The following is a 24,971-nucleotide window of genomic DNA, read 5'->3' as shown; positions in this document are numbered from 1 at the left end:
CGATTAGCCGGTGATCACCGGCAACTTCGCCCAGCCGCGCACGCTGCTGGTGTGCGCCTTGCTGGCGTTGGCGTAGTCGACTTCCCAGTCCGGCCAGCGCTTGATCACCTCTTCCAACGCCACCCGCGCCTGCATGCGCGCCAGCGCCGAGCCCAGACAGAAGTGCAGCCCATGCCCAAAACTGAGATGGCTGCCGACGCGATGGATGTCGAACCGCTCGCCGTCGGGAAACCTGCGTTCGTCCCGGTTGGCTGATCCGTTGAGCAACAACATGATCGAGCCTTCGGCGATCATGGTGCCGCGGCATTCGACGTCGCGGGCAACGTAGCGCGCCTGAACCGGCGAGGGCGCTTGGTAGCGCAACACCTCCTCGATCGCGTTGGGAATCAACGACGGAGAGGCGACGATCTCACGACGCTGATCGGGATGCTCGGCAAGGAGTTGGCCGATGAAACCGATCAGTCGAGTCGTCGTCTCGTTGCCCGCGCCGGCGATCATGGTGGTGTACATCAGCACCTCGTTGCGCGTCAGCCGCCGCATCGCACCGTCTTCCTCGATCTCGGCGTTGAGCAGCTGGGTCATCAGGTCATCGGAGGGATGGTCGGTGCGCCAGTCGATGTAGTCGGAGAACACCTCGTAGCTTTTCGCGAACAAATCTTCGGTAACGGCCGTGAAGGTGCCTTGCTTCAGGCTGATTGCCCGGCCCCCGCGATCACGGATGGCTTGCTGTCCCTCCTCCGGGATGCCCAGCAGATACCCGATTGTCCGCATCGGGATCGTCGCACCGAGGTTCTCGATGAAGTCGAACCTGCCGGTACCCACCAATGGGTCCAGCGCACGCACACAGAAGTCGCGCGTCAGCGGCTCGATCGCTTCCATTCGCCGCGGCGTGAAAACCCTTGACAGCAAACGACGATGCAGGTCGTGCAGCGGCGGGTCTTCGAAGAGAATGACCCCGGGCGGGATATCGACACCGCTCATGATGATGTCCATCGTGGTGCCGCGGCCGGATCGGTAAGCCTCCCAATTCGTCAGCTCCGGCGCGACATCCTCATACCGGCTCAGCGCGTAGAAGTTGTACTTCGCGTTGTAATACAGCGGGGCTTCGTCGCGCATCCGCTTCCAGATCGGGTAAGGATCATCGTCGATGTCGAAATCGAATGGATCGTAATAGATCTCGGTTGCCGTCATGCGGTCTCCGCCGTAGTTGTGCGCGCGGCTTCGGGCAGCACCACCTCACCGACCCGCTTGAGATAGGGCCACGCGACTTCGGGCGACAACCCGCCGCAAAGTGGCGACAGGTTGAGAATCTTGCCGGCACGCACGCGCGAAACCGCTTCTGGCACTGAGTAAATGACGTGCGATGCGGCCGCCTCGCGCAACTCGTCGACGGTTTCGGCGTGCGTGAAGCCCGCCGAGACCTCGTTGCCGGGGTTCCAGGCCGCATAACTGCGGGCATCGTGCAGCAGATGCTCCCCAAGTTCCGCCCAGGCCGCGTCCACGTCGTCGGCGACGAAGCTGACCGAGGGCGTCTTGCGGTCAGGAAAGAAGGTTCCCCCCAGCGGGTGGCCATACTTTCGGCAGGCGGCTTCGTATGCCTCCTGCATGCCCTCGACGTTGGCGTTCGCCAACATGCCCAAGCCGTATCGGCCGGCCCGCCGGGCCGCCGCCACACTGCCGCCACCCCACATCAGCCCCGGCCCACCGGCGGTCTGCGGGGCCGGCGTCACCCTGATCCGCCGGCCCTCGTGCACGACCTCCTCACCCGTGAGCAATTGCCGCAGCAGTCCAAGCTTCTCGTCAGCAAGCCGGCCGCGACCGGCCATCTCCACACCGAAGTGCTCATACTCCTCGGCCCGATACCCCAAAGCCAGGATGTACGAAGCCCTTCCACCGCTGATGACGTCGAGAACCGCCATGTCCTCGGCCAGCCGCACCGGGTCGTAGAACGGCAGGATCAGGATCATGCTCAACGCCAGACGCTTGGTGCGCGCGGCGATCGCGGAGGTCAGCAGCAGCGGGGAGGGCAGGTATCCATCCTCAGCCCCGTGGTGCTCACACGTCACCGCCGCCAGGCCGCCGTGGTCCTCCGCCCATGCGCACATCTCCGGCGCCGCGGCATATAAGGCCGTTGGATCGGCTCCCCATGCGGGTGCGCGCATGTCGAAGCGCAGTGTGAACACAGCGGCTCCTAGGTGACCTAATATTTGTGCCACGTACGCTACGTGGGACCCGCGAGGGTGGTCAACCACCTCGAACTCAACCAGCATTGAAACTAACATCTGGTCCCGATACTGTAACGTCGATCGGTGAACCACCTGGGAAAAGGGGAAAGATGACGACGGCAGCCGAGCTATTGGGTTACGAGGGAAAACGGGTCTTGGTGGTCGGGGGCGCGACCGGAATGGGCGCCGCCGTGGCGCAGCTTGCCAAGGACCTCGGCGCACACGTCACGGTGATGGACTACGCACCGGTCGACTATCGGACCGACCGCGTGATCCAGCTGGACCTCAGTGACCAGGATTCGATTGACCAGGCCGTCGACGCGCTCGACGGCCCGGTCGACTCACTGTTCTCGGCGGCCGGTGTCGCCGACGGCCCAAAATTGATGCAGGTCAACTTCATCGGACATCGCCACCTGATCGAGCGGTTGTTCGCCAAGGACCTGCTGCCGCGCGGCTCGTCCATCTGCTTCATTTCCTCGGTGGCGGGCATGGGCTGGGAAAACGACCTCGAGCTGGTGCAGGACTTCCTGGCCACGCCGGACTACAAGTCGGCACACGACTGGTGCCAGGAGCGCGAGCCGCAGGGCATCATCCACTACGGGTTCAGCAAGAAGGCCATCAACGGCTACGTCGCGTGGCAGGGGTATCACTTCCAGAAGAAGGGTGTGCGGATTAACGCGGTCTGCCCCGGACCTACCGACACTCCGCTGGCCCGCGCGAACGCCGACCTGTGGCTGACCTTCGCCCAGGACTATCGCGACGACACCGGAAGCGCAACGCTGACACCCGAGGACATCGGCAAGGCGATGATCATGCTCAACAGCGCCGCCGCGGCATCGATCAACGGGATCACGCTCAACGTCGACCAAGGACACGCCATGGCGTCGATCACCGGATCGTTCGCCCCGGGCAAGCCGATCATGGATCTGATCACCGGCCGGGTCCAATTGGCTTAAGCGCCTTGGCTTTCGGAGGCCAGGCTGGCACACCGGGTAGTGGTTTGGGCGACGGGCGGGATCGGCTCGATCGCCATCCGGACCATCCAGCACCGCCCTGAGGTCGATCTGATCGGCGTGTGGGTGCACTCCGAGGAGAAGGTCGGCCCACGACGTCGCACGGGACTGGCCGACGGGGATCGGCGACCTGTCTTATCGCGTCGTGATCAAAGGCGCGCCCGACATCGACTGCACGCAGACGGCCCACGCTGCGCGGCCCCGGCAAAGCCGGAATCGGCGCCATGACCTCGGGCGCCGGCGCCATGGTGGCCACCGCGATGCGTCGCGTTCGTCACCGGGTGAATCCGGTGAATCCGGTGAATCCGGTGAATCCGGTGAATCCGTAGTCTCACACGGGTGACTTCCAATCCCCTCGAGGAGCTCACCCTCGACCAACTGCGCACCCGCACCAGCATGAAGTGGCGTACCCACCCAGCCGACGTGCTGCCGTTGTGGGTCGCCGAAATGGACACCAAACTCGCGCCGACGGTGGCCGATGTCATCCACAAGACCGTCGACGCCGGCGATACCGGATATCCCTACGGCACCGCCTATGCGACGGCGGCCGCCGAATTCGCTTCGCGGCGTTGGCAATGGGACGACCTTGCGATCAGCCGCACCCGCGTGGTGCTGGACGTCATGACCGGTGTCGTCGAGATGCTTCGCCTGGTCACCGACCGCGGTGATCCGGTCATCGTCAACCCGCCGGTGTACGCGCCGTTCTGTGCGTTCGTTGCGCATGACGGCCGCCGCGTGCTCGAAGCCCCGCTGGGCGCCGACGGCCGCCTGGACCTGGACGCCCTGGAAGACGCCTTCACGCGGGCCACAGCTACCTCCGACAAGGTTGCGTACCTGCTGTGTAATCCGCACAACCCGACCGGCGCGGTACACACTGCCGAAGAGCTGGGCGGGGTTGCCGAACTCGCCCGCCGATACGGGGTCCGGGTGGTTTCCGACGAGATCCACGCGCCGCTGGTGCTCTCCGGGTCACGCTTCACTCCCTATCTGAGTGTGCCCGGCGCCGAGAACGCGTTGGCTCTGCTGTCGGCCACCAAGGCCTGGAATCTCGGCGGGCTGAAAGGGGCACTGGCCATTGCCGGCCCCGAGGCGGCCGCGGATCTGCGCCGGATGCCAGAAGAGGTCGACCACGGCCCGAACCATTTGGGCGTCATTGCGCACGCCGAAGCGTTCAGTACCGGCGGCGACTGGCTCGACGCACTGCTGACCGGCCTGGACGCAAACCGCACGTTGCTCGGCGAGCTGGTCGACGAGCAGCTCCCCGGCGTGCGACTTATGTGGCCGCAGGGCACCTATCTGGCGTGGATGGATTGCCGTGAACTCGGGTTCGACGAAGAACCCGCCGAGGGACTCGCGGTAGTCGCCGACCTGTCCGGGCCGGCGCTCTGGTTCCTTGATCATGCCCGCGTGGCGCTCAGTTCTGGCCACGTTTTCGGCACCGGCGGAGCCGGGCATGTGCGGCTGAACTTCGCAACGTCGCAGGTCATCCTGACAGAAGCGGTCTCAAAGATGGGTCGGGCGCTGGCAGAACGGAAGTGAACCGGCTGTTATTCGTTGACCTTCCATCATTGACATGTCATTCACGACATGCCAACATCGTCCTGTCACTTACGGACCATCGATAAGAGCCAGGAGCTTCACATGACCCACACCAACCAGCGTCGCGGCCCGGCCCGCGTTATCGACGGGTTCCTCAAGTCGCCATTCGCCGGAATCGCGCCGTGGGCGCTGCTGTCGATCCTGTCCGCGCCGGGGCGGTTCGAGGTCGCGGTGATCGCCGCGTTAGGCCTTTCGGTGCTGACCCTGCTCCTCGGCCTCAGTCGCGGGATCAAAGTGCACGCGCTCGAGGTCTTCGGCGCCATGTTCTTCGCCGGTCTGGCCATCGTCGGCCTGTTCGCCACCACCGACGAGATCCGCTTTCTCGAACTGTGGGCCGGCGAGCTGACCAACATTTCGCTGGCAACGTTCGCCTGGGTCACCCTGCTGATCCGCAAACCATTCACCTTGGCCTACGCCAAAGACACCACGCCTGCCGAGCACTGGGACAGCCCGCTGTTCAAGAAGATCAATGACGTCATCACGGCCGCCTGGGCAGGCGCCTTCACGTTCTCCGCGGCCGCCGGCTTCATCGGCGCCTTCGCGTTGCACGACGCCGGCAACTTCTGGACCGGCTGGATCCTGCAACTGGCGGCGATCTTCTGCGCCGTCTCGTTCACCGACTTCTACCCCGACTACGCCACCGCCAAGTTCGACCTGGCCAACGGCGAGCCGGCTGAGCTGCCGCCGGTCCTGCGGATTCTCGAATGGCTGCCCACCTTCGTCATCGTCACCGGGATCGCGGGAATGGTCACCGACTCCATCGACTACGTCGTCGGTATCCCGCTGATCGTGATCGGCAGCGCGACTGCAACACTGCTGGTCAAGCTCTCCTCCCCAGCCGCGGGCTAGAGGCGGGCCTCGCCCCACCGCCTGATCCGCTCGATTCCTTCGACGATCTGACTGGGAGGCTCCGTGAACGACAGGCGCAGCGCGTTCTGATGACCGAAGACCGACCCCGGTACCACCGCGACGTGTTCATCCGCGAGCAGGCTCTGGGCGATGGTGTCTCCCGTCCAACGGTCCCCGACATCTGCGACCAGCTCGCACCAGACGAACAGCCCGCCGTCCGGTGCGTTCCAACGCAGCCACGGGATTGATTCGGCGAGGGCCGCACACAGCACATCGCGTTGCTGCTTGAGTTGCGCTGTGCGGTCGGACAATTCAGCCCGTGATATGGACAACGCGCGAGCCACCAGCGATTGCCCGGGTGTGTTCACGTTCCCGGCGATGTTCGACGCGATGCTCGCACACCGGTTGATGACGCTCGGGTGGGCGGTGATCCACCCGATGCGATGGCCCATCAGTGCGAACGTCTTGGACGCGCTGCAGATGTGCAAGACATGCTCGAAAGATTCAGCGGGCAGGTGCAGCACCGACGGAGCGGGCCCGTCGTGCCGGTAGTACTGGAACTGATAAATCTCGTCGGCAATGATCCAGCGGTTGGTTTCTTGCGCCCAACTGGCCAGCAATGTGACGTCATCCTGCGACAGCGTGGAGCCGGTGGGATTCGACGGGCTCGAGTAGACAATCACTCGGGTCTCATCGCTCACCCGATCGATCCACGCCCGGACATCCGGCGTCTCAAACGAATAAGGAAGCAACTCAACGCCGAGCCCGGTGAGCTCGGCGAGGTCCAAGTAGCTTGGCCAGTAAGGGTTTTGGATTGCGATACGCTCCCCCGCATCGCACAGGGCCAACAACGCAATCATGATCGCCTGCTTGGCGCCATTGGTGACCAGATGCTGGCCCGGGTTCGTTAGCCGACCGAATTCCGTTGCGTACCAACCACACAGCGCCTCACGCAGTCCGACCTCGCCGCGACTGCTGCCATAACCCGACGCCTTCGCCACATCGAATGCCGCGAGAGCATCGAAGGTCAGGTTCGGCGGTGGCACCGTCGGAGCACCGGCACCGAACGAGATGACGTTGGTTCCCAACCGCCGAAGCTCGCCTACCTTGTCATTGAGAGCCAGCGTTGGTGACGGGTTCCCGGCTGACCGGCGGGAGAATGCCCTGGTGATAATGACCTCCTAGCGGAGTTCTACCGGAATGCGAAGGGAGGCCATTCAATCCGGTGAAGGTTACTGCGGCGGCGGCCACCAGAAGCGCGGCCCACGGTAGCGCGTCTGACACGTGTGCCGACTCGGACAAAGAGTAGGCGGCACCGCACACCGCAATGCCCATCGCCTGGCCCGCTTGGCGCGCTACGGAGGCAAACGCCCCACTGACGGCGGCATAGTCGGCGGGTAACTCGGACATGGCCAACACGTTGGTCGGCGTGTTAGCCATTCCCATGCCTGCACCGAGGAAGGCTGCAACGAAGCTGACCGCCGCGGTACCGGCGGCAGTGGTGACAAGCAACGCCACAGCCAAACCGGATGCGAGCGTGAGCAATCCGGCGACGGTGATGGCCTGATACGCGCCGAGATTCCGCATTATCAGCGGTGAAAGTCGCGCCCCTACCGCGTATCCAAACGCAAGGGGAACCAGACTTGCGCCGGCGACCAGCGGCGGAAGGTGTCGGCTGCCCTCCAGGAAAGCCGTCGCCAGCAGGAAGATCGCCCCGCCAACGCAGAAGTAGTTGCCGACCGCCACGTGCATCGCGGTACGGAACGTCGGTGATTGCCAAGCCTGCTCGGGGATCGGAAAGAGGCCGACCCGCTGGCGCCGCCTGAGTAGGTATCCGACGACGGCGGTCACCACCACCAGCAGGCCGAGCGGGATGAGCAACTCGCGCTCACCGATGGCGATGAGCAGGCCGACCAGAGCGAACATCGCGACGCCCAGTAAGACGATTCCCTGCCAATCGTGCCGCGGCGGCGTGTGGGCGGGAGTCGAAGGAAGCAGGGCACGCGACAGCACGGCGAAGCCCGCGGCCAGCACGGCGGTCACCACCGGGATGAACCGCCAACCGATGGTCCCGGAAATGAACCCCGCGGCCAGCGGCCCGGTGGCCATGCCCAGGCCGATGACCACTCCCCACGCACCGGTGAAGCGCTGCAGTTCCTTATGCGACCGGGCAAGTACGCGCATCATGCCAAGTCCGACCGGCACCAGAATCGACGCACCGATCGCCGCCAGCACGCGCGCCGCGATGAGCCCAAGTGCATTGGGAGCCAACGCAGTACACACCGATCCGACGATGTAGACAATGAGCCCGGAAACCAGCAGACTGCGCTTGTTAAACCGGTCACCGAGTGCGCCGGCGACAATAACCAGAGCCGCGAGGGTCAGGCTGTATCCGCTGAGAATCCATTGGCCCTGCGCAAACGTGGCAGGCAGGGTGTCGCGTATTTGAGTGAGCGCGACCTGGTATGCGGTGCCGTCGACATTGACGATGAACGTCGACAACGTGCACACCCCCACCGCGAGACCCCGTCGCCCAGGTCTCATCATGTGGCGACGGTGGCTGCCGGCGGTAGCTCGACGATCTTCGACAGCTCGGCAAAACCCATTTGGCGGCGCACTGCTGCCGGATCGGTGAGCACACCGGATCCGCAACTGTCGATCATCGCCCGGACCTGGTGCGCCAAGCCGAGGTTGTCGGTCAACGTGACCTCGCCATCGGGCGTGACGATGTAAGGAGTGTCCTCCATCCCGGACCGGAGAAGGTCGACATTGCTATCGGGCTGAGCCGCGTAGCACGCGAGGCGTTCCAGCGGACCGGCGAGCCTGCCTTTGTGACGACCGAATTCGAGCTCTTTGATGTGTGCGCGGGCGTGCTCCGGCAGCACCGCGGCACCGACGGAAACCGTCACCCGTCGAGACTGCCTTCCGCATAGGTCGTACTCCAGCGACTTGGCCAGCGAAACAGCGTGGCAAAACTCCTGGTAACTACCCGGAAACGGAAACCGGGGCGAAAACCCGAACAGCAGTGTGATATTGAGCTGCCCTTCGGAGCCAAGCCGAATCAACGGATGTTCCACGGCAAACCGAGTCATGGCGTAGCTGCGGTCCAGTTGGACCCATTCGATTTCGTGCAACAGGTGCAGCCTGCGCCGGGCGTCGACGGCCTTGCGGTAGACGTTGAATTGCGTATACGGCGACGTTGTTCCGTAATGGCCGCCGCCCGTTGTCGAATGAACCTCAAGCGCGGTCTCGCTGTTGCTCTTCGTCGCGACATAGTGACGCACGGCGCGCGTGAACTCGGGGCGCGATGCCGCATCGATGCCGATGTCGTTGCCCTGACGCTCTAGGTCGAGTATCACCTGAAGCTCGGCGGCCGCTTGTTTAGTGACGAAGTGGGCGCCGCCGAGGTGTAGCGGCAATGCGGCCTGACTGATTCTTTCCCACTCACCGTGACGTCGAATCGCTTCCTTCACCTCGAGCCCGTTGCGGCTGGCGCCGAAGCTGATCAGCATGCCGGGCAGGCGGTCCTGGACTTCGTAGCTCAGCGCGGAGTAGAGCGCGTTGGACGTGCTTTGCTCCTGCGTCTGTGGGTTACGTGCGTGGTAGTGGTAGTAGCGGACACCGATGTCGAATAGTGCGACAGCCTCGGCGACGAGTTGACCGGTATCGGATTTGATCGTTTGACCTCGCGACACGAGATCGATGAACGTATCGCCCGTTATCGTGTGATTTCTGGGAGTGAACTTAGCGCCGGTGACCGCAGATCCAAGGACTAGGCCGCGCAGCATACCCGTGCTCCTTTGTTATCAAAGTACGAACTGTTCCCCATTGATGCGTGAACACTCCCCCCCGCACGGGTAGCTATCACAGCATTGCCTCGGGGCACCTACGTGTCTGTCACCCGAGTGGTCACCCAGTGGATGAATCTTCTTGTCCCCCAGTCACGGGACGCCATGTCCCCCTGCTAGGGGACGAGCACTATTGCGCGGTGTCGGCCGCGGTGACGGCGAGCACGGCGTCGGCCAGCTCGGGCCGGCATACCACCAGGTCAGGCAGCTTCGGATCGGGCTGGTTGTAGGCCAGCACGGAGCCGTCGATGCGCGAGGTGTGCAGCCCGGCGGCTCGGGCAACCGCGACCGGCGCGGCTGAGTCCCATTCGAATTGGCCGCCGGCATGTACATAGACATCCGACAAACCCTGGACGATCGATGCCACTTTGGCTCCGGCGGAACCCATCTCGACCAGGATGCCGCCGAGCGCGTCGCGGACCGCCAGCGCAATCGCGGGTGGGCGGGTACGCGAGACCACGATGCGAGGCTTGTCCGGGGCCGCGGGCGGTTGCTCCACGTGCGGGGTCGCCAGGGTGATTCCCTGCGCCGCCAGCGCGACGGCACCGGCGCTGAGCTCGCCGGACTCCCAGAGTGCGACATGTACCGCCCAGTCGGTGCGGCCGAGCTCGGAGAATTCCCGGGTGCCGTCGAGGGGGTCGACGATCCAGACGCGATCCGAGCGCAACCGGACTAGGTCGTCGGCGCCCTCTTCGGACAGCACCGCGTCGTCCGGGCGCTCGTTGCCCAGCGCTTCCATCAGAAAATCATGGGATCGCTTGTCGCCGGCGGCCTTTCGTTCGCTCGCGTCGGCGTCGGCGAATTCGGTTCGGACGCCGAGCAGCAGCCGGCCCGCCTCGGTGGCCAGGTGTGCGGCCAGTGCGTGGTCATTCATCGGCAGCCTTCACGCTAATGGAACTTACCGCACGCAGGATAGATTCGAATCCGTGAGATCTGATGCCGACCGGGTGACCGACATCTACCAACGCCACGCCGCGGCCTGGTCCCGGGACCGTGGTGACGAACTGCCTGAAAAGGCTTGGCTGGACCGGTTTTTGGCGCTACTCTCCAGCCGGCCCGCCGTGCTCGACGTGGGGTGCGGATCCGGCGCGTGCCGCCCGTGCCGCGCCGAGTGCGGCATTGCTGTTCACCAGCGGCCCGTCAGCCGGCGAACAGATCGGCAGCTATCGCGGCGAGCCGCTGTTCCACGCCAGCCTGGATGCGGATGAATATCGTCAACTTCTGCACGACAACGGGTTCAGGGTCATCGCCGACGCCGTCGAAGACCCCGACTGTGGCCACCACACCATCTGGCTCGCCCAGCTCAAAGCCCGAACTGATCCTCGATGATGCCGAGCCAGATCTGCGCCGAATCGATGGCGACCTTCTCGCTGATGAACGCGTGCTGCGTTCCGGTGTAGATGTCACGGAAGGCGCGTTCCAGCCGACTGCCCTCCCGAATGGAGCTGGTTCCGGCAACCAGATGCGCCCACTCCGCGCAATTGCGCGCGGTATCGGTGGCGTAGACAGCGGCCGCGCGCATGTCTGCCCGCAGCGTCGGGGTCAATTCCGATCCGGCGGCGACGGCGGCTTCCGCGGTGGTGAACGCGTCGAGCACCAACAGACGGGCGGCCCGCCACGCCGACACGTGATGGGCGAGCCCCTTCTGGAAGGTGGGGCGGCTGGCCAGCGCCGCCATGTCGCTCATCCGGTATTTCGTCGCGGCCAGTTCGGTCACGTCGTCGAGCATGCTCTTGGCGACACCGAGCGCCCATGAGGCGTGGCCGGCGGCCGTCACGGGCATCAGCCCCATGCGCGTGGCCGGCGAACTCCCCCGACGCGGCTCGCGCGCGAACAGCGCGAAGGTCCGGCACTCCGGCACGAACACGTCCTGCGCGCTGTAGTCGTAGGACCCGGTTCCCTTGAGCCCCTGCACATACCAGCCGTCGTTGAAGTTGATCTGTTCGCGCGGAACCACGGCGACCTGCATGTCCGGGATACCCTCGCTGACCCAGCGCATTTCGCCGTCGTCCATCGGGAAGAACCCCGCCGCAACGTACTGCGAATGGCCGGTGCCCGAACCGAAACTCCACGATCCGCTCAGCCGGTAGCCGCCGTCGACGGCGATGCCTTGTCCGTTGGGAAAGAACTGGCCGCCAATGGTGACGTGGTTGTCGTGCGCGGTGAAGACTTCGGCGAAACCCTCGTCGGAAAGATACGTCGCGGCCGCGAACGACGACGGCAGGTTGGCGATTCCGACCCAGCCGAACGAGCCGTCCTGCCAAGCCATTTCGATCCACGTCTCGATCATCTCGGCGAACGACGGTTCCACGCCGCCGGCCGCCTTGGGATTGAACGCCGTCATCAGCCCGGAGGCCCACATTTCGTCGACGATCGGGGGGGTGAGGGTGCGGATCCGCTCCGATTCGGCGGCCTCGGCGCGCACCAGCTCGCGCAAGCCCCTGGCCAACTCGGCTGTCGACGTCATCGGTGCTTCCTCTCGCCAGTGTTCGCCGAGCCTGCAATTTTGCAGGTGCCTACTCGCATTTTCGCTGCAGATTTGCAGGCTCGGTGAACGCGATTCTCACTTGGGGAGTCCGAACAACTCGACGACGCCGTGGTCGCGCCCGGCCGTGTAGCCGCCGTCGACGGCGATGGCCTGACCGGTCACGAAAGAGGCGTCGGGCGAGACCAGAAACGCTGCCATGGCCGCGACTTCCTCCGGCCGGCCCAGCCGCTGCAGGGCGTGTTCCGCGGTGATCGAGGCACACGGACCCTCCATGCCCGGGATGCCGAAGACGCTTTGGGCCATCGGCGTGTCGATGAAACCGGGGCAGATCGCGTTGGCGCGGATACCGCTCGGGCCGTAGTCGAGCGCGATGTTCTTGGTCAGGAGCACGACACCACCCTTGGCGGCGTTGTACGAGCTTCCGCCCGCCGTGCCTTCCAGTCCCTCGATGCTGGCCAGCGTGACGATCGAACCGCGCTCGCCGTCGACGCGGGCTTGTTCGATCATCTTGATCACCGCGGCCTTGGCCACCAGGAACGTCGCGGTGAGGTTGACGCCGATGACCCGGTCCCATTCGGTGCGGTCGAGCAAATGGATGGGGCCGCCGCCGGCTACCCCGGCCGAATGGACCACCCCGTCGAGCCGTCCGGGTACCGCGGCCATCACCCCCGCCACGGCGGCTTCGTCGGTGACGTCTGCGGTGACGAAGTGGAACTGGGGCCCCAGATCCGGCGGGGAGGCCAGGTCGGCGCCGACGACGGTGCCGCCCTCGGCGAGCAGGCGTTGCGCGGTGGCCAGACCGATGCCCGAGGCCGCACCCGTGACCACGAATGTGCGGGATGCGGCACGGTCAGCGCCCACCGGCAGTGGTCCTTTCCAGCGCCTTGGCGCAACCGTCGAGGATTGCCAGAAAGCTCCAGCGCAGCAGCGGACGGGTAACCGCCTCCAACAGCTTGCCGCCCGTGCGTGCCGGGTGGGTGTATTCGGTGTGCCATTCGACGCGCGTGGCGTTGCCCGATGGGGTGAACGTCAGTGTGCCGCCCTGGTGATTGAACGGCGGGAAGGATTCGACGATCAGGTAGGAGTAGCTGTGTGGTCGGTCGTAGGCGGTGATGTGTTCGCGGAAGCGGGGTCCGACACACGTCACCTCGCGCACCGCGCCAGCACCGGGCGAGGAGTCTTTGGCGTAGGCGGACGTGAGAACCAGTGGAGCAGCGGTCAGGTTGACCGGGTCGGCCAGCCAATCGAAGACCTCTTCGACAGGTGCGGCAATCGTTCGCTCCAGGTGAATCTCGACCATGACGACATGCTAGACCGCCCGCTGACCGGCACAGTTGGCGAGCGCAGCCGAGTCTGGGCAAGATCGTCGGGGTGCAACTGCCCGAATTCCGTTATCACCCCGAGCATCACTGCGGCGACGCTGCCGCCTTCCTCGGCCCGGCCGGTAGTAAAGAGGTGGCCAACCTGCCAGACGCGTTAGAGGCGCTGCGCCGCGAAGGGCGCAGCCATGGCTGGCCTCCCGAACAGATCGAGGATTACATCGCGGCCCTGGCGACGGGGGACGCACAACCGACGGCCTACCTGTTCAGATGCCAAGTCTGCGAGGTCCACCTCGCCTACTCGGACTTCACCTGAGACAGCCGCGAGCGCGAATAGTTCGACGCGACCGAAGGATTCGCGATCCGATCGGTAGCGGACCCTCGTCGCCGCCGGGATCAAGCGCGTCCTCATCCGGTTCCATCCGGGGATAGTAGCGATTGCGGTATTTCCTGGTCGCCAAGCGCCTCAAGTGGAACCATCTGAAGGATGGCAATGGAGATGGCGATGATGGGCCTCGTGGGCACGGTCGTGGGTGCGTCGGCAATGGGTGTCGCGGGCATTGCGAAGTCGGTCGCCGAGACGTACTTCCCCACTCTGGCGGCCGGACGCGACCACAAACATCAGATGAACAGCACCCTGCAAGCGCAGCGCTACGAGGCGGTACGAGCGTGGCGTGCCGGCCTCTGCGGCGCCAGCTGCGCCTACCGGGAGTGGGCGGCCGGACCTCGCGACGGCGATCCGCCGAACGTGGCCGGCGACGAGTGGTATGAAGGTCTGCGCCCGCATCTGCCGACCACCGGCGAGGGGGCGAAATTCCGCAATGCCCACGAAGTCCATTGCGACAACCCAACTCTCATCATGCTGTCGCTGGAGATCGGCAGGATCGAAAAGGAATGGACGGACGAAGCCAAGGGCGCACGCCAGCGGCGGCGACAGCGGCGGTGACGGGATACTCGTGGCCATGACCATCGCACCCCGAGCACAGCCTGATCCCGCCCAAACCACCGCCTACCGACTCGCGGTCTTGTTGATCGGGGTGGGCACCACTCACTTCGTGGCGCCCAAGCCGTTCGACGACATCATCCCCGCCGAGCTGCCCGGAAGCCCCCGGTTCTATACGTATGCCTCGGGAGTCGCCGAGTTGGTAGTCGCGACGCTGCTGTTGTCGCGCCGCACCCGCCGCTTGGGCGCCGGGTCGGCAGCGGCGCTGTTCATCGGGGTCTATCCGGGAAACCTGAACATGGTCCGACTGTGGTGGGGCAAGCCCTGGCCGATGCGCGTGATCGCCCTGGCCCGGCTGCCGTTACAGATTCCGATGATCACCGCCGCGCTGCGGGTCTACCGCAACAGCTAAAGCGGCGAGCCGATGCGGTGCAGGGTGCCGTCGGGATCGACATAGGCGAATTCGCGCAAGCCGTACGGGGTGTCGTGCGGTGGGTGCAAGCGACCGCCGAGGTTCTCCAACGCCTTCCATTCGTCATAGAGAGCTTCGGCGTCACTGACGTAGAGGTAGACGCTGGATGCCGTGGTCAGTGGGTCATGCTCGGCCCACTCGGTGAGGTGCATCTGGACGGGTCCCCGGTCGACAAAGCCGTAACGCTCCGGGCCCTCATAGCCGCGGGCCTCGAAGCCGAGCCGGCGGTAGCGCTGCAGGGCGGCGTCGATATTTCGGACGGGAAGGATCGGCGCTATCGAGGTGAAGTCGATTTCTGACACGACAAGAGTCTGTCAGGCCGGCATTTGCTGTGGCGTTCGAATTTCGTCTCGGTCGGATCACGCAAGGATCACGCAAGAAACACGCAAGCCGTCGGCGACAACCTTGCGTTCATGAACATCATCACCTGCCGCCCGTCGCGGGACGGGCGCACAGACCTCGCCTCGCTTTTCGACGCCTTGGCCGCCGTTGCCGTCCGCGGCGAGCTCCCCGGGACCGAGTTGCTCGCGCGAGTCTCGGCGGCCCGGCCGATGCTTAACGCACTGGCACTCGAACCCAAGGACGGCGAGCCGTATTCGCGGTCAATCCTGCGCGTCGACGACAACGTCGAGATCATGCTGGCACGCTGGCGTCCGGGACACAGCTGCGCGCCGCATGACCACGGCGGCTCAGGCGGCTTCGTGGTCGCGGTAGAGGGCACCTTCTCAGAGCGGCGGTTCGATTGGCACGGCGCAGATCTGGCCGTCACCGAGACGGCCAGCAGGCCAATGGACACCGCGATTCAAATTGACTCTGCCGTGATTCACGACATGACGGCTGAAGTGGGCGGCTTGAGCCTGCACCTCTACAGCCCGCCACCGGCCGGCATGCGGGTCTTCGACTTGCAAAAGGCCGAGGCGATGGAGCTGGTCGGCGATTACGGTGCCTGGATCCCGCAGGACGAACACCCGCGGATCCCCTTCGCCGACATCGCACCCAAAACAGAACGACGGCCCGTGATTTGGGTGGCCCACACCACCCAATACCGCGGCGGATCGGCCGAGTTCGCGGCGGCCGCTGCAACCATGAGCCGCGAACTGGCCGCGGCCCATCCCCGCGCCGAGGTCACCGTGTCCGGGCTGCATCACAAGGCCGACTTCACCGCCGAATTGGCCTGGCTGGCCGAGTCGGGTCAGGAACTCCTTGAGCTGCACCTGATCAGCCATGCCGGGATGTATGGTCCCATGTTCGGCTCGACGCAATGGCCCGAGCAGTTTTCGCCGCACGAATGGCAAGCCATGAAGATTCCGTTCGCCGCGAATGGGCGGGCGTACTTCCACGCCTGCCGGACCGCGCGCTGGTTCGCGCCCTTCTTCGCCGACGTCTTCGGCGTTCCCACGTTCGGCAACCAGAACTACACCACCGTCTCCGCCCGCAAAGACCATTTCGCGTGGGCGGGCCGTCAGCCCTTGGCCCGCCCAAACCTCTACCTGATTGCCACGCCCGGCAAGAAATCCCACGGATGGCGGGGCTCGGTCCGCAAATACAGCGGCTGTGCCGCCGACCCAATGGTGGAAAGCCTTCCCGCCCAACGTGATCAGGCACATTCGGGCCGGTCCTATGATCGGGTGGCCGAACTCTACGACCGCGCCTACGCCGACATCCGCGTTCGCCGTGCCGAGTGGCGCTGGATCGCCGACCGATGCGCCCGCGCCCGCGCCGAACTCGGCCGGCCATTGCGGATACTCGAAATCGGTTGCGGTAACGGCGCTTTGCTGCGCGCCTTGGACGAACAGGGCGATATCGACTTCGCCGTCGGCGCGGACAGCTCGGCCGGGATGCTCGCACGGGCAGCCGAACGGAGCCACGACCGCGCGCGGCTGCGGTTTATCAAGGTCAACGGGCCCGCGCTGGACATTCCCGACGACCACGTCGATGTGGTGATTTCGTTCTTGTCCTTCCGCTACCTGGACTGGGACCCGGTCATGGCCGAGATCCGCCGGATACTGGCGCCGGGCGGACGGCTGTGGGTGGTCGACATGGTCGAGCGACCGGTGCGGATACGTGAGCTGCCGGTGCTCGCCCGGTCGGCAGTCACACACCTGCGGACACGGCTGGTGCGACGACAGTTCGCCAAAGACTTGACCGCATTGACGACGCATCCCGACTGGCTGAATATGCTGAAGCACAATCCAATTCGTGCCGAGCACGAGTACCGCTGGTATTTCGGCAGTCGCTTCCCCGCGGCAGAACTGGAGACCTTGACGGCGACCGGGTCGGCGCGGGTGCTGGCATTCGATTCGGGGCCGCTGCCTAAAGGCCGGACCGCCGCCCTCTCCTATCCATGAACGCCTGTCTGGGCATCGTCGACTGGGGCATCGGGGGCATCGGCCTGCTGAACGCTCTGGATCGGTTGGCGCCTGGCCTGCCGGTGCTGTACTGGTCGGACGCCGGAGCCACTCCCTATGGCCGGATGGTCGTCGATGAGCTGACGGACCGCCTGCTGACGGTGGTCAGGGCGCTCGCCCAGCGTGGAGCGACCGAGGTGGTGCTGGCATGCAATGCCGCCAGCACGGTGGTGGGACGGCTCGGCCCGGCGGCTGTCCCGGTGGAGGGAATCATCGGCCATGGAATCGCATCCGTTCCCGACGACATCACCGGTCCCATCGGTGTGGTGGGTGGACGGCGCACGATTGCCGCCGGTCACTATCGGCGCGCGCTGGCCAGGCCCGGGCGAGTGGTGCTATCCCGAGTGGCACAGCCCTTGTCGGCACACATCGAGGCGGGCCGTACCGGGTCACCACAGTTCCGCGCCGATCTGGCCCGAATCGTTGCGCCGCTGCAGCGGGTAGAGGCCTTGGTGCTGGCCTGCACCCACTACCCGGCCGCCAATCCCTGGTTCGCGGCGGCGCTGCCGCACGCCGTGCTGATCGACCCGTCCGAACGGATGGCTACCGCAATAGCCGCGCGGCATCCACACGCCCAAACCGCCGCGGGCCACTCCGCGCGGGTCTTTCTCACCACCGGCGATCCGAAAGCCATGCGACTGGGTGCCGCCCGAGCTTGGGGCGCGGCGTTGACGGCCACGGCCGTCCGGACTACCGCCGGCCCAGACGGTCGGTACCGGCGGTCAGCTGCATAGTCGTGTTTGGTGATTACTCCTGCGGCGCAGCGGTAGCGGCAAGTGGTTCGAAGCCGACCTCAATGGCTCTGGCGCGAAAGCGCGCCATGAACTCGTCGTGGCCGGCCGTGTCACCTTGTGCCCGCGCGACCAATCCACGCAGCCGCAACAGTGGCAATTCGTGAAGCAGGAAGCCTTCGTCGGTCGGCACCGCCGCGAGCCGGTCGATGGCGGCCAGCGCTTCCTGTAGGTCGGTGTCCGTGCCGTGCGCGACCAATGCTTCCACCAAGGCCGTAACCGCCAGCCAGCGCCAGATCATCTCGCCCGACGAATAGCTTCGGTCGACGACGCTGCGCGCCAGCTCGATGGCGCCGTCAAGATCTCCGTTTCTGGCCTTCTCCCTTGCCAATTCGGGCTCGATGATTTGCAGGGCCATTCCGACAAAACGCTGCCTGGCCACGGAATCGCGGGCTTGGGTCAACAGTGCTATACCCTTTTCCCGGCCCTTTTCCCGGCCCTTTTCCCGGTGACCATCGCAATGGTGCAGTTGCGCGAAACCATGCGCGAGCCGGGCGAATCCCAGCACGAATTCGTCGCCGGTCTGCTCTGCGAGCCACAGTGCGTCGGCGGTGGTCTGCAATGCGGTCGCATCAGAAGCCATGGCACCGAACGGAATGGCCAATACGTACTTCCACATAATCGTCATGACGTGGACCGTGTGATCGATCGGGGCGGCCAGTGTGATTGCGGCGTCCGCATCGGCCTGCCACCCCGGCAATCCCAGGCACATCTTGCAGAAGCCCGTGATCCCCGTTGCGATAGCGAGCGGTGAACTGAAGACGAGGTTGCCTTTCCTGGGATCCCCGTCGGCCAACTCGATGGCGCGCCGCGCCCACCGCAGCCCGTCTCGCAGCGCGCCGCCTTCCATTTTGGCGTAGGTGCCCGCATAGAAGAGACCGACCGTCAGGGTCGGATCTCCGATCGAATCGACGAGTTCGCTGAATTCGCCCGCCAGTTCGGCCGCTTCGCGAGTGCGGCCACTTGTCGCGAGCGCCATGACGACACCGGACATGCCCATGGCCAGCGACACCCGGTCCTCAGCCAATGCGCACAACTCGCGCAGCTCCGCAAAGTCGGTTTCGCTGGGACAGTTACCGGCCAGAAATGCCGTCGCGCACAACAGCGTTCGAGCCTGAAGCTGCAGCCGGATCCGGCCCGCATGGTCGTCGGGCAGTCGGTCGGCGACCTGACCGGCACGCTGCCAGCTTGTTCGCGCCGACAACAGGTCACGGTAATGCGACCACGCTCCGGCGCGCATGTGCCAACCGAAGGCCGCGTCCAAATCTCCTGCGGCTTCGAGATGTTCGGCGATCAGGGCGGCGTTCTGGTCCGCTGACTCGGGATTACGCTGCTCGATCACGGCGGCCAGCCGCCGGTGCTTTTCCGCCCGCTCGGTTTTCAACTGCGACTGGTAGGCGACGGTTCGGACCATTGGATGCCGGAACGCATATTCGGGGTGCGGGGTGAACCGGACTTGATCGATGAGCTCGAGACGCAACAGGTCTTCAAGTGCTGCGGCCAAGCCGTCGGTGCCGCCAACGACGGCGTCGAGCACGTCGGAAGTAAAGCGGGCGCCGATGATCGCTCCCGCATACAACGTTTGTTTGACGCCGATTTCCAGGCGGTCGATGCGGGCGGCGATAGTGGCCTGCAGTGTGCTCGGCAGCGTGATAGTGGCGGTTGCCTCCCGACAGGCGTAGCGGCCCGGCTCACCGTGAAGGACGCCGCGTCCCGCCAGGTCCCGAGTGATCTCTTCGGCGAAAAACGGGTTTCCCAAGGCTTGTTCGGTGATCTGTGCGGTCAGGCCCGCCAGCGAGGCGTGGTCGCCCAGCAGCTCACCGACGAGAGCGCTGGTGTGGGCGGCGCTTAACGGTGCCAGGGCAATAATCTGGCCGCCCGGTGAGCGTGCCAGTGAACCCTGGTATTCCGGCCGATAGGTAATCAGGACCAAAGACGGAGTTTGGGGAACCACTGTCACGAATTCGGCGAGCATGGCTTCGCTGGCCTCGTCGATCCAGTGCGCGTCCTCGATCACATAGACCGCTGCGCGGGTGCGCGCCAGGACTGCGGCATTCAGCAACGCTGCCAGCCGACGACGCCGGGCGTCCGGAGTGATACTAGGCAAAGCAACTGCGGCGTCACCGATTCCGAGCAGATCGTCGAGCAGCAGCAGATCCTCTGGATTGGCGCCGGGAATGCGTACCCGGACTGCCGTTCGCGCCGCATCGGGTGCGATATCGCTGATACCGAAGACGGCTCGCAGCAGCCGGACCACGACATGAAAAGGGACGTCACAGGTATGGGATTCGCAATACGTGCTGAACACCTCGACGCCGCGACCGGTCGCCAGGCGCGCGGCCTCCGCGACGGTGCGACTCTTGCCGATACCGGGCGGCCCGACCACCCCCGCCACACAGCCGGCGCCACCGATCGACTGCTCGAGAATTCCGTTCAAGCTGGTGAGCTCCCAGCCGCGGCCCACCAGCGTGGACTCCCGGCGCTTCGTACGTCCGCCACCCAATGCCAGCAGCCGTCGCGCCGGGACCGGAGCTGTTGCGCCCTTGATCTGCACCAGCTCGGAATCGCCGAGGTCGGCGGCATGCTCGACGAGCAGCGCGGTGGATTCGCTGACCATCACTCCGCCCGGTGGTGCCGCGGATTCCATGCGCTGCGCCATTCCGACCTGCTCGCCGATTGCGGTGTAACCCGATGGGCCCGAACCGATTTCGCCTGCGATCACCTGACCCGAATTGAGTCCGATCCGTAGCCGCAATTCGACGCCGTCGTCGCGCTCGACCTCTTCGGCAAACTGATGGATCTTGTCTTGGATGCCTAATGCAGTCAGACAGGCGCGCAGTGCATGGTCTTCGAGCGCGATCGGCGCCCCGAACACCGCCATGATCCCGTCACCGGTGAACTTGTCGACCGTGCCGCCGTAGCGCTGGACTTCGGTTGCGGAACGGTTGAATACCTCCGTCATGAGCTCGCGTAACCGCTCGGGGCCCAGCTTCGCGGCAAGTTGCATGGAGCCCACCACGTCGGCGAACAGGACGGTCACCTGTTTGTACTCGGCCGGCGCGGGCGTGCTGCCGGTGGCCGCTCCACAGCCATCGCAGAAGCGGGCACCCTCGCGCAGCGACAGACCACATGCCCGGCAGGCCGAAGCTGCCAGAGATTTGGGATCGCTTGTCAAGGCATCTCCTCGGCCCAGTGCAGGCGGCCCTTGACGTCTCGCGCCGCCGCACACGCGCGGTAGCGGCCGGCAGAACTGTCATCGAGAGGCGTCACTGCCTCAACACCGCTCCGATCCACTTTCGTATCGTGGCATTGCTCGAGGCAGTTCGGAAGAAACCTGACGAAAGGACGCCAATGTCGAAGGCGCTTCGGTTGCTGGGCACCATAGCGGTCGGTTCGGCGAGCATCACCGCGTGTGCGACCACGCATGCCAGCCCGACCACTTCGCCCACCTCAGCCACCAGCACGGCACCGTGCGTCGGACTGTCCAGCTGTCCGCCTCCACCGCCGGACGCCGAGGGCAATCCGGCGTGCTATTACGCCGACGGCTGGCAGGCCACCTCATCTGGCAAGGGCATCGAGGTGTGGTATTTCCACGAGCCGCAGAACATGTCGCGGGCCGAAAGTGTCACCGCAGTAGTTCGCAAGAAGGACGGCACTACCGAATCCCAGGACGCCAATATCGAAGCGGGCCAGCAGGTACATCGCTTCGAGTTTGCGGCCATCGCTAAATCTGCGGTGTCGGAGGTGTTCTTGGATAGCAGCGGCGCCCGTTGCTTCGTGATCGGTCCGGGCAGCTGACCGCCCGGTCCGGTTGACGGTCCACCCGACGGGCGCCGAACGTGCACTGAGCGCGAAAATTCGGCGAGATTTTGACAATGCTTACACGCTGGGCGAAGCGCCGGCGGCGTCGAAGACTCGCGCGGCCGACGGCGCGCCCCGGGCGATCACGACCGGCATCGACGTCGCCGCGTCGGTGCTCAGGATCGTGCGCACCACCTCGACCAGGTCCTCCACCGGCATCAGCTTGCCGGGCATGCAGCCGCGCGACACCCACAGCGGATAGGCCTTCATGGCCAGCTCACGGTCCCAGCCGACGTTCATCCCGGTGGCCGCATCACCTTCGCCGCCCGCGCACTCCCCCACGATCAGGCAGGTGAAGCCGATATCGGGGTGTTCGGCTCGCCAGGCCTCGACAAGCCGCTCCAGCGCCGCCTTGCTGACGCCATACGCACCCAGCCCCGGCCACGGCGGCCCGAAGCTGCCGGCGTCGGAAGACAGGTAAACCACCTTGCCCCGGGCGCTCAGGTGCGGCAGTGCGGCGGCCGTGACCAGCGAGGCACCGATGACGTTGGTATCGAAGACGCGCCGCCAGGTTTCCGCGTCGGTGTCGGCCATGGCGACCAGTGGGCTGATCGCCGGCGCATAGACGACGTTGTCGATGCCGCCTAGAGCATCGGCTGCGGCATTGATGGCAGAACGGCACGATGCCTCATCGGTGACGTCACACGCGATGGCGACGGCTCCTGGTCCCGCTTCCTGCGCTGCGGCCTCGGTGCGTTCCTGACGGCGGGCCAGCATGGCGACTCGAGCGCCGCGCCGCGCCAGGCCGACACCGATACAGCGGCCCAGCCCGCTTGATGCGCCGACGACTACCGTTCGCGACATATCCGTCCTCCAGCCGAACGCAAGTGTGCCCCGGTCGAGGCTACGCGCTGCGATTTGCGCCGCTTCGGCTGCTTGTCCGGTTTGCGAAGTAATGGGCGTGGCGGAAGCCCATGCGGCGAGCTCCGGATACGTTGAGAACGTGCGCGACAAATCGCAACGTCGACAGCAGTGGTCCCTGGTAGGCGGCTTTCGCTACGTGGCCCGCGATGACCATTGGGAATGGTCTGACGAGGTCGCCCATATGCACGGCTACGAACCGGGCACCGTCACGCCGACCACCGCATTGGTTTTGTCACACAAACATCCCGACGACCGGCCGACGGTAGCCGAATTGATCCAGCAGGTCCGCCGCTTTGGGGTGCCGTTCAGCGGCCGGCACCGGATCATCGACACCGGCGGCGACGAGCACATTGTGATCGTGGTGGGTGACCTGTTCTACGACGAGGACGGCGTCCCCGCCGGCACCTCCGGCTTTTATGTCGACATCACCAAACAGCTCAATACCGATGTCCAGCAACGCCTTTCCGAGGCGATGACCGCGGTCGCGGCACGGCGCGCGGTGATCGACCAGGCCCTCGGGATGGTGATGCTGCGCTTTCAGGTCGACGCCAGCGACGCCTTCCAACTGCTGACCAAGCTGTCACAAGACCTCAACATCAAGCTGCGCACCATCGCCGAATGCCTGGCCTCCGATATCGCCGACCGCGACCGCCTACTCGACATGGTCAGCCGCGCCCAGTAGGCAGATGAGCCAGGTAGCTGCTCAGCCTTTGCCCATGATGGCGTCTCGCGCGCGATCCATCATCGCCGCGAACGGGCCCGCAACCAGATTCGCCATCTGAGATTCGACTCCGGCGTGTGGCCGGGTGGGGGCGATCACTTCGGCGAGTTTGGCGGCTCGACCCATCTTTTCGAGTTCATCGCTGCTCAATTGCTCTACCAGCTTGGTGAATTCGTCCTTTTCTTCGTGCTCGGCGTGATCGAGGACCGCATCGCGAAGCTCCTCCAGTTGCGAGGTGAATTCCGCGCTGTCCACATCGAGGCGTTCCAGATCCTTGAGAACCGTTTTGGCTTCATGCTCTTCTTCGAGCCGCTTTTCGACAACTGCTTTGCCGTCAGCGATCTTTCGCTTGACGCGAGGGTGCACGATCTCCTCTTCCACGGTTTCGTGGACGGCGAGCAGACGTCGAAGTTCCACGAAGGCATCTTCGCGTTGCTTGCCGGATGCCGACAGCGTCTCTTCGAACAGCGCTTTGATCTGCTCGTGCTGGCTAACCAGGAAGTCGACCACATCGTTGGGCGACTGGATGGCGTTGGAAGCCATAGTTGTCCTCCCTTTTGACCTTTGATTGTTCTTCAAGCGCGCCGGGCTGGTTCATTGCGCGCTGATGGGCGGCTACCCGACCGACGCGAGTGCCAAACGCGGCGTGCGGCGTTTAGCGGTTCGGCCAACAGGGTAGGAGTACGGCTCGAACATCTATCACAAGGAGCGACGTGGATCACCTCAAAAGCGACCCAGTCGATCACCACCGCACCACCCGTCAGCATGCCGGTGAATCCCTGATCGACGGCGCCAACGCGGGCGGCGTGGCAAGTGTGGTGGTCGGTGTCATCGCGCTCATCGTGGGTTTGTTCGCGTTGGCCACGAGAGAGGTTGTCGTCGGCGTGGTCGCCGTGATTGTCGCGGTGGCGGCCGTCGGCGCCGGCCTGTTTTGGCTCAGACATACGCATCGTCGGGTCCGCAAAGCGGAATTACGTTGGCATGAAGCCCATTCCGATGAGGCCCCGCCGCCTAGCAGCTGATCACGCGGACCGTGTCCGGTGCCGCGCTACGTGCGGACGATCGGGTCCAGACAGCATCTGACGGCGCGTGCGAATGTCCTGGTCGACGAGTTGCAGCGCTTCGGGAACCGAATTGACGATGGCCAAACCATGATCGGTGATGACGCGCGTCAGCCGGCTCAACGCGGGACCGTCGACCACTACACAGTTGAGGCCGGACAAGACCCGAAAGCCCGCAATACCAAGGAAATCGACGCAACTCAGGTCAACGATCAGCGGTGTGTCCAGCTGGGAAAAGCGCCGAATCGCTTGGGACACTTGGCCGGCGTTCGACGCGTCGACCTCGCCCGTGATGCGCAACAGGGTAGCCAGGCTGCGCGCGTGAACTCGGACGCGAGCCCCGGCACAGTCGATCGCATGCCGCGGCCGGGCATGTTCAGCGTGGCCGGCTGGGGGTTTCTCGTGAAAAAAGGTCATGTGATTGCGCCCATCAAAAGTGGTGGTGCCAATGCCAGCTGTGGACTCAACCTGCAGAAAGTGTAGTCCTGCCCACGCTCGCCGGATACCGC

The 24,971-nt window shown here is 65.0% G+C and carries 26 protein-coding genes; 12 read left to right on the top strand and 14 right to left on the bottom strand.

The genetic code is table 11. The features are described from left to right. Positions 1-3: 3 nt before the first annotated feature. Together BST12_RS09160 and BST12_RS09155 are read right to left on the bottom strand one after the other, a co-directional pair. Positions 4-1,191 carry a cytochrome P450 gene (locus tag BST12_RS09160; RefSeq protein ID WP_083112790.1) on the bottom strand — a complete coding sequence of 396 codons (1,188 nt, stop codon included), beginning with the start codon at positions 1,189-1,191 and terminating at the stop codon, positions 4-6. Further along, positions 1,188-2,183 (bottom strand): LLM class flavin-dependent oxidoreductase, encoded by a 996-nt coding sequence (locus BST12_RS09155; protein WP_083112789.1) that lies wholly within the window; start codon positions 2,181-2,183, stop codon positions 1,188-1,190. The genes BST12_RS09160 and BST12_RS09155 overlap by 4 nt, the downstream gene beginning before the upstream one ends. Positions 2,184-2,335: 152 nt before the next feature. Here BST12_RS09155 and BST12_RS09150 point away from each other — a divergent pair, with 152 nt between their 5' ends. From BST12_RS09150 to BST12_RS09135, 3 genes are all read left to right on the top strand, one after another. Then, positions 2,336-3,181, top strand: coding sequence for an SDR family oxidoreductase (locus tag BST12_RS09150; protein ID WP_083112788.1), 846 nt, complete (start codon positions 2,336-2,338; stop codon positions 3,179-3,181). A gap of 396 nt (positions 3,182-3,577) precedes the next feature. Next, a complete protein-coding gene (locus tag BST12_RS09140; protein ID WP_083112787.1) occupies positions 3,578-4,777 on the top strand; it encodes a MalY/PatB family protein in 1,200 nt (399 codons plus the stop codon). 102 nt (positions 4,778-4,879) lie between these two features. Next, entirely contained in the window at positions 4,880-5,686 is an 807-nt protein-coding gene (locus BST12_RS09135; RefSeq protein WP_083112786.1) for a DUF3159 domain-containing protein, read from the top strand. On the opposite strand, the gene BST12_RS09130 is transcribed toward BST12_RS09135, so the two are convergent. The 4 genes from BST12_RS09130 to BST12_RS09115 form a co-directional block, all read right to left on the bottom strand. Further along, on the bottom strand, positions 5,683-6,774 hold the full coding sequence (locus tag BST12_RS09130) for a pyridoxal phosphate-dependent aminotransferase (RefSeq protein ID WP_170062086.1): 1,092 nt from the start codon (positions 6,772-6,774) through the stop codon (positions 5,683-5,685). The genes BST12_RS09135 and BST12_RS09130 overlap by 4 nt on opposite strands. 22 nt (positions 6,775-6,796) lie before the next feature. Further along, positions 6,797-8,233, bottom strand: coding sequence for an MFS transporter (locus tag BST12_RS09125; protein ID WP_083112784.1), 1,437 nt, complete (start codon positions 8,231-8,233; stop codon positions 6,797-6,799). Then, positions 8,230-9,474: a hypothetical protein gene (locus BST12_RS09120; protein WP_083112783.1), complete on the bottom strand. Its 1,245-nt coding sequence runs from the start codon at positions 9,472-9,474 to the stop codon at positions 8,230-8,232. Before BST12_RS09120 ends, BST12_RS09125 begins: the two co-directional genes overlap by 4 nt. Before the next feature lie 190 nt (positions 9,475-9,664). Next, on the bottom strand, positions 9,665-10,408 hold the full coding sequence (locus BST12_RS09115; protein WP_083112782.1) for a 3'(2'),5'-bisphosphate nucleotidase CysQ: 744 nt from the start codon (positions 10,406-10,408) through the stop codon (positions 9,665-9,667). Between the two features lie 245 nt (positions 10,409-10,653). Here BST12_RS09115 and BST12_RS32835 point away from each other — a divergent pair, with 245 nt between their 5' ends. Beyond that, positions 10,654-10,863 carry a hypothetical protein gene (locus BST12_RS32835; RefSeq protein WP_211281240.1) on the top strand — a complete coding sequence of 70 codons (210 nt, stop codon included), beginning with the start codon at positions 10,654-10,656 and terminating at the stop codon, positions 10,861-10,863. On the opposite strand, the gene BST12_RS09105 is transcribed toward BST12_RS32835, so the two are convergent. The 3 genes from BST12_RS09105 to BST12_RS09095 all read right to left on the bottom strand — a co-directional run bounded on the left by BST12_RS09105 (position 10,838) and on the right by BST12_RS09095 (position 13,322). Next, positions 10,838-12,001 (bottom strand): acyl-CoA dehydrogenase family protein, encoded by a 1,164-nt coding sequence (locus tag BST12_RS09105; RefSeq protein ID WP_083112781.1) that lies wholly within the window; start codon positions 11,999-12,001, stop codon positions 10,838-10,840. The genes BST12_RS32835 and BST12_RS09105 overlap by 26 nt on opposite strands. Positions 12,002-12,097: 96 nt before the next feature. After that, entirely contained in the window at positions 12,098-12,883 is a 786-nt protein-coding gene (locus BST12_RS09100; protein ID WP_083112780.1) for an SDR family NAD(P)-dependent oxidoreductase, read from the bottom strand. Then, positions 12,873-13,322: an SRPBCC family protein gene (locus BST12_RS09095; protein WP_083112779.1), complete on the bottom strand. Its 450-nt coding sequence runs from the start codon at positions 13,320-13,322 to the stop codon at positions 12,873-12,875. Before BST12_RS09095 ends, BST12_RS09100 begins: the two co-directional genes overlap by 11 nt. A 71-nt stretch (positions 13,323-13,393) precedes the next feature. Between BST12_RS09095 and BST12_RS09090 the strand changes: the two genes are divergently transcribed. The 3 genes from BST12_RS09090 (at position 13,394) to BST12_RS09080 (ending at position 14,696) form a co-directional block, all read left to right on the top strand. Next, complete coding sequence (locus BST12_RS09090) at positions 13,394-13,657, top strand: CbrC family protein (protein ID WP_245850166.1); 264 nt, start codon at positions 13,394-13,396, stop codon at positions 13,655-13,657. Positions 13,658-13,828: 171 nt separating this feature from the next. After that, positions 13,829-14,287, top strand: coding sequence for a hypothetical protein (locus tag BST12_RS09085; RefSeq protein WP_083112777.1), 459 nt, complete (start codon positions 13,829-13,831; stop codon positions 14,285-14,287). Between the two features lie 16 nt (positions 14,288-14,303). Next, positions 14,304-14,696 (top strand): DoxX family protein, encoded by a 393-nt coding sequence (locus BST12_RS09080; protein ID WP_083112776.1) that lies wholly within the window; start codon positions 14,304-14,306, stop codon positions 14,694-14,696. Here BST12_RS09080 and BST12_RS09075 read toward each other — a convergent pair. Then, a complete protein-coding gene (locus tag BST12_RS09075; protein ID WP_211281242.1) occupies positions 14,693-15,049 on the bottom strand; it encodes a bleomycin resistance protein in 357 nt (118 codons plus the stop codon). The two genes, BST12_RS09080 and BST12_RS09075, sit on opposite strands and share 4 nt — an antisense overlap. Before the next feature lie 120 nt (positions 15,050-15,169). On the opposite strand from BST12_RS09075, the gene BST12_RS09070 reads away from it, so the two are divergent. After that, entirely contained in the window at positions 15,170-17,104 is a 1,935-nt protein-coding gene (locus BST12_RS09070) for a methyltransferase domain-containing protein (protein WP_139801564.1), read from the top strand. Next, positions 17,101-17,898, top strand: a complete 798-nt coding sequence (locus tag BST12_RS09065) for a glutamate racemase (protein ID WP_083112773.1) — start codon at positions 17,101-17,103, stop codon at positions 17,896-17,898. Before BST12_RS09070 ends, BST12_RS09065 begins: the two co-directional genes overlap by 4 nt. A gap of 13 nt (positions 17,899-17,911) precedes the next feature. Here the strand turns inward: BST12_RS09065 and BST12_RS09060 are convergent, their stop codons facing one another. Beyond that, positions 17,912-21,130, bottom strand: coding sequence for an ATP-binding protein (locus tag BST12_RS09060; RefSeq protein ID WP_245850164.1), 3,219 nt, complete (start codon positions 21,128-21,130; stop codon positions 17,912-17,914). 176 nt (positions 21,131-21,306) lie between these two features. On the opposite strand from BST12_RS09060, the gene BST12_RS09055 reads away from it, so the two are divergent. Continuing rightward, positions 21,307-21,753 (top strand): hypothetical protein, encoded by a 447-nt coding sequence (locus tag BST12_RS09055; RefSeq protein WP_083112772.1) that lies wholly within the window; start codon positions 21,307-21,309, stop codon positions 21,751-21,753. A gap of 81 nt (positions 21,754-21,834) precedes the next feature. On the opposite strand, the gene BST12_RS09050 is transcribed toward BST12_RS09055, so the two are convergent. Then, on the bottom strand, positions 21,835-22,620 hold the full coding sequence (locus BST12_RS09050) for an SDR family oxidoreductase (RefSeq protein WP_083112771.1): 786 nt from the start codon (positions 22,618-22,620) through the stop codon (positions 21,835-21,837). 139 nt (positions 22,621-22,759) lie between these two features. Between BST12_RS09050 and BST12_RS09045 the strand changes: the two genes are divergently transcribed. Beyond that, the gene (locus BST12_RS09045) at positions 22,760-23,362 is read left to right on the top strand and encodes a PAS and ANTAR domain-containing protein (protein WP_245850163.1); all 603 of its coding nucleotides are present in this window, start codon (positions 22,760-22,762) and stop codon (positions 23,360-23,362) included. 21 nt (positions 23,363-23,383) lie between these two features. Here BST12_RS09045 and BST12_RS09040 read toward each other — a convergent pair whose 3' ends face one another. Next, positions 23,384-23,944: a hemerythrin domain-containing protein gene (locus BST12_RS09040; RefSeq protein ID WP_083112769.1), complete on the bottom strand. Its 561-nt coding sequence runs from the start codon at positions 23,942-23,944 to the stop codon at positions 23,384-23,386. Positions 23,945-24,114: 170 nt separating this feature from the next. Here BST12_RS09040 and BST12_RS09035 point away from each other — a divergent pair, with 170 nt between their 5' ends. Then, positions 24,115-24,423 (top strand): hypothetical protein, encoded by a 309-nt coding sequence (locus BST12_RS09035; protein ID WP_083112768.1) that lies wholly within the window; start codon positions 24,115-24,117, stop codon positions 24,421-24,423. On the opposite strand, the gene BST12_RS34830 is transcribed toward BST12_RS09035, so the two are convergent. Further along, positions 24,424-24,879, bottom strand: coding sequence for an STAS domain-containing protein (locus BST12_RS34830; protein ID WP_083112767.1), 456 nt, complete (start codon positions 24,877-24,879; stop codon positions 24,424-24,426). It lies immediately after the preceding gene. Positions 24,880-24,971 lie beyond the last annotated feature (92 nt).

Origin of the sequence: Mycobacterium angelicum (assembly GCF_002086155.1) — a bacterium.
In the GTDB taxonomy this organism is placed as follows: domain Bacteria; phylum Actinomycetota; class Actinomycetes; order Mycobacteriales; family Mycobacteriaceae; genus Mycobacterium; species Mycobacterium angelicum.
The sequence above is the reverse complement of the archived record's forward strand: the minus strand, read 5'-3'. Positions and strand labels throughout refer to the sequence as shown.